6 protein-coding genes are annotated in these 3645 nt (G+C 61.7%); all 6 read left to right on the top strand.

The genetic code is table 11. From position 1 onward, the window contains the following. Positions 1-26 precede the first annotated feature (26 nt). The 6 genes from flgC to AC1DT3_RS14820 are packed head-to-tail and all read left to right on the top strand — an operon-like array spanning position 27 to position 3513. Positions 27-446 carry a flagellar basal body rod protein FlgC gene (gene flgC / locus AC1DT3_RS14845; RefSeq protein ID WP_477466015.1) on the top strand — a complete coding sequence of 140 codons (420 nt, stop codon included), beginning with the start codon at positions 27-29 and terminating at the stop codon, positions 444-446. Next, positions 446-775, top strand: a complete 330-nt coding sequence (gene fliE, locus AC1DT3_RS14840) for a flagellar hook-basal body complex protein FliE (RefSeq protein WP_477466013.1) — start codon at positions 446-448, stop codon at positions 773-775. Before flgC ends, fliE begins: the two co-directional genes overlap by 1 nt. Positions 776-785: 10 nt before the next feature. Beyond that, positions 786-1574: a flagellar basal-body rod protein FlgG gene (gene flgG, locus AC1DT3_RS14835; RefSeq protein ID WP_477466012.1), complete on the top strand. Its 789-nt coding sequence runs from the start codon at positions 786-788 to the stop codon at positions 1572-1574. 48 nt (positions 1575-1622) lie between these two features. Further along, positions 1623-2069: a flagellar basal body P-ring formation chaperone FlgA gene (gene flgA, locus AC1DT3_RS14830; protein WP_477466014.1), complete on the top strand. Its 447-nt coding sequence runs from the start codon at positions 1623-1625 to the stop codon at positions 2067-2069. Then, a complete protein-coding gene (gene flgI, locus AC1DT3_RS14825) occupies positions 2069-3166 on the top strand; it encodes a flagellar basal body P-ring protein FlgI (protein WP_477466011.1) in 1098 nt (365 codons plus the stop codon). The genes flgA and flgI overlap by 1 nt, the downstream gene beginning before the upstream one ends. After that, a complete protein-coding gene (locus tag AC1DT3_RS14820; protein ID WP_477466010.1) occupies positions 3163-3513 on the top strand; it encodes a hypothetical protein in 351 nt (116 codons plus the stop codon). Before flgI ends, AC1DT3_RS14820 begins: the two co-directional genes overlap by 4 nt. Positions 3514-3645 lie beyond the last annotated feature (132 nt).

The raw sequence follows: 3645 nt of genomic DNA, 5'->3' as shown, positions 1-3645 counted from the left end.
GTTCTCGCGAGCACGAGGTCTGGCCAATGATCGATCCACTGCAGGCATCTTCCCGCCTCGCCGGTGCGGGGCTCGAGGCGCAGTCGATGCGCCTGCGCATCGTTTCCGAGAACATCGCGAACGCTCAATCTACGGGTGAGACGGAGGGTGCGGACCCTTATGCGCGCAAGACCATCACATTCAAGAGCGAACTCGACCGCTCGCTTGGCGTAACCACCGTTCGCGTCAAGGACATCGGCACCGACAAAGCTCCGTTCCAGGTCGAATACGATCCTGGCAATCCGGCGGCCGACGAAAAAGGCTTCGTGAAAAAGCCGAACGTCAACATGCTGGTCGAGATGGCCGATATGCGCGAAGCCAATCGCTCCTATGAAGCAAACTTGCAGATGATCAAGCAGGCCCGCTCCATGATTTCCAGCACCATCGATCTGCTGCGGGGGACCTGATGTTCGATGCAATCTCAGCCATTTCCTCGTACGTCGAACGTTCGGGCGGCGCGACGAGCTCGCAATTCACCAACGTGCAGGCGACGACGCCGGTTGCCGGCGCGGGCCAGCAAGGCGGCTTCGGCGACATGATGATGCAGGTGGCGGCCAATGCCACCGACGCTTTGAAATCTGGCGAAGCGGCGGCGATCTCGGGCATCCAGGGAAAAGCCTCTGTCCAGCAGGTCGTCGAGGCGGTGATGTCGGCGGAACAGAGCCTGCAGGCGGCAATCGCGATCCGGGACAAGGTCGTGGCCGCGTACCAAGAAATATCGCGGATGGCGATTTAAGGAGACGACCATGAGAGCGCTCGCAATCGCTGCGACGGGCATGAACGCCCAGCAGCTGAACGTCGAAGTCATCGCGAACAACATCTCGAACGTGAACACCACCGCCTTCAAAGGCGCGCGGGCTGAATTCACCGACCTGCTCTACCAAACCGAGCGTCTGCAGGGGATCCCCAACCAGGCTGGCGAACGCCCGATTCCGGAAGGCGCGCAGCTCGGCTTGGGCGTTCGTACGGCCGCAATCCGCAACCTTCATCGTCAAGGTCCACTGACGCAGACCACCAATCAGTTCGACCTCGCCCACAACGGCCGTGGGTGGTTCCAAGTCAACAGCCCGAATGGCGAGACTATCTATACCCGCGCCGGATCGTTCAACAAGAACGGCGACGGGCAAATGGTGACGATCGACGGCTACACGCTCGATCCAGCGATCATCATTCCGCAGAACACCATCGACGTCACGATCAACGAATCCGGAGAGGTCTTCGCGAAAGTCGATGGCCAGGCGCTGCCGCAGAATCTCGGTCAGCTCACGATTGCCAACTTCGCAAACGATTCCGGCCTCGAGCCGATCGGCAACAATTTCTATCGGGAATCGGCGGCGTCCGGTCAACCGGTGGTCGGCGTGGCCGGCGATCCGGGCTTCGGTAAAATTCACCAAGGTTATCTCGAGGCCTCGAACGTCGATCCGGTGCGGGAGATCACCAACCTGATCTCGGCGCAGCGCGCGTTCGAAATGAATTCGAAGGTCATCCAGGCCGCCGACGACATGGCGGGAACGATCTCCAAGGGCATCCGCTGAACGACTGCGCAATAGGTGATGGCATTGAACCCGAAACATCCGCTCAAGATTCTCTTCCTCGCCCTGGCACTGTCAACGACAGGTGCGCAGGTCGTCGTGGCGCAAGAGCGGATGCTTCCCGTTCCGACCATCACGATCTACCCGGGCGACGAGATCCGCGAGACCATGCTGCGGGACCGCAATTTCCCTGCGGGTTTCCATGGGCGCCTCGCCGTCATCGACCACCCGCAGGCCCTTGTCGGCAAGACCGCGCGGCGAACCTTGCTTCCCGGCGAAGCCATCCCCGTGAACGCGGTCGACGACCCCAAGCTCGTTACCCGCGGCACGCTTGCGCAGGTCGTCTTTGAGGAAGGCGGGCTTTCCATCACCACGCTTGGAACACCGATGCAGTCGGCAGGGCTTGGCGAGCAAGTGCGTGTCCGCAATTCCGATACGGGGCGGATCATCGTCGGCATCGTGCAGTCCGACGGGCGCATTCGGATCGGCACTCCTTGATGGCGCGGCTTCTCATCATCGTCTTGATGTCGTTCCTGCCTCTCGCAGCCCAGGCCGCGACAAGGATCAAGGACATTGCCGCGGTCCAAGGGGTGCGTGACAATCAGCTCGTCGGCTACGGCCTCGTCATGGGCCTTCAGGGCACCGGCGACACACTGCGCAATTCCCAATTTACCGAGCAATCGCTGCAATCCATGCTCGACCGCATGGGCGTGAACGTCCGCGAGAATACCCTGCGGACCCGCAATGTGGCGGCGGTGATCGTCACCGCGGATCTTCCCGCCTTCATCGGCACAGGATCGCGGATCGACGTGACTGTGACCTCGCTGGGTGATGCGACGTCGCTCAAGGGTGGCACGCTCATGCTCACCGCTCTCTCCGGCGGTGACGGCCAGGTCTACGCGGCGGCGCAAGGGCCGATCGCGGTCTCGGGTTTCTCCGCCACCGGACAGGCCGAAACCCTGACGCAGGGTGTCGCCACCGCGGGTCGGATTCCCAATGGCGCCCTCATCGAGCGCGAGGTGCCGGGTGGCTTTCGCGAGTTGCCTTCGCTCGTACTCGAACTGAAGAACCCGGATTACAAGACCGCGACGCTCGTCACCGACGCCATCAACGCCTATGCGTTGCGCCGTTACGGAAAACGGGTGGCGAGCCCGCGCGACTTCCGTTCGATCGTTCTGCAGAAGCCTGGCGACATCGGCTCGACACGCTTCATTGCAGAAATCGGCGATCTCATGGTGCAGCCCGACACACCGGCGCGAGTTGTCGTCGATCAGCGCACCGGCACGGTCGTGATCGGCAAGAACGTGCAGATCTCGACGGTCGCGATGACGCACGGAAATCTGACCGTCCGTGTCACCGAGACACCGCTGGTTTCGCAGCCGGAGCCATTTGGAAACGGCCGCACCGCCATTGTGCCCCGCACCGAGATTCAAGCGAACGAGCAGGGCGGCCATCTGGCGATCGTCGGTGGCTCGGATCTGCAGACTCTGGTCAAAGGGCTGAACCAGATCGGTCTGAAGCCGAGCGACATCATCTCGATTCTTCAGGCAGTGAAGACGGCAGGAGCCCTGCAAGCGGAGCTGGTTGTCCAATGATCTCGCATGGCGTCGTTTCCTCCAAGAAGCCGGTGATTAGCCTCGCCCTTGGCGTAGCGATGGCATCGCTGCTTGGTCTCGGATCCGCTTCAGCCCAAGACAAGCCGGCCGATCAGCGAACCAACGCGGCGCCGAAGCCGGTGCAGGCGGCGATTGATCCGAAGAACAATCAATACTGCGCCAATATCGCCGATGCGGCCGCCGATGCGCGGTTCGCGTGGCAAAAGGAGACGCTGACGGCACTCGAGAAAGAGATCGAAGGTCGGATTAAAATTCTTGAGCGGAAGCGTACCGAGTACGAGGAATGGCTGAAGAAGCGGAACGAGTTTCTCGCCCMGGCTGACTAGTCGGTCGTTGCGATCTATGMGCGTATGAGTGCCGAGGCAGCAGCCCTGCAGCTCGCCAATATGCGTGACGACCTGGCTGCGGCGATCCTCGCCAAGCTCGGTCCGCGCAACGCCAGCGACGTCGTCAACGAG

It is taken from the genome of Microvirga sp. P4_G7 (assembly GCF_056401005.1).
The sequence above is the reverse complement of the archived record's forward strand: the minus strand, read 5'-3'. Positions and strand labels throughout refer to the sequence as shown.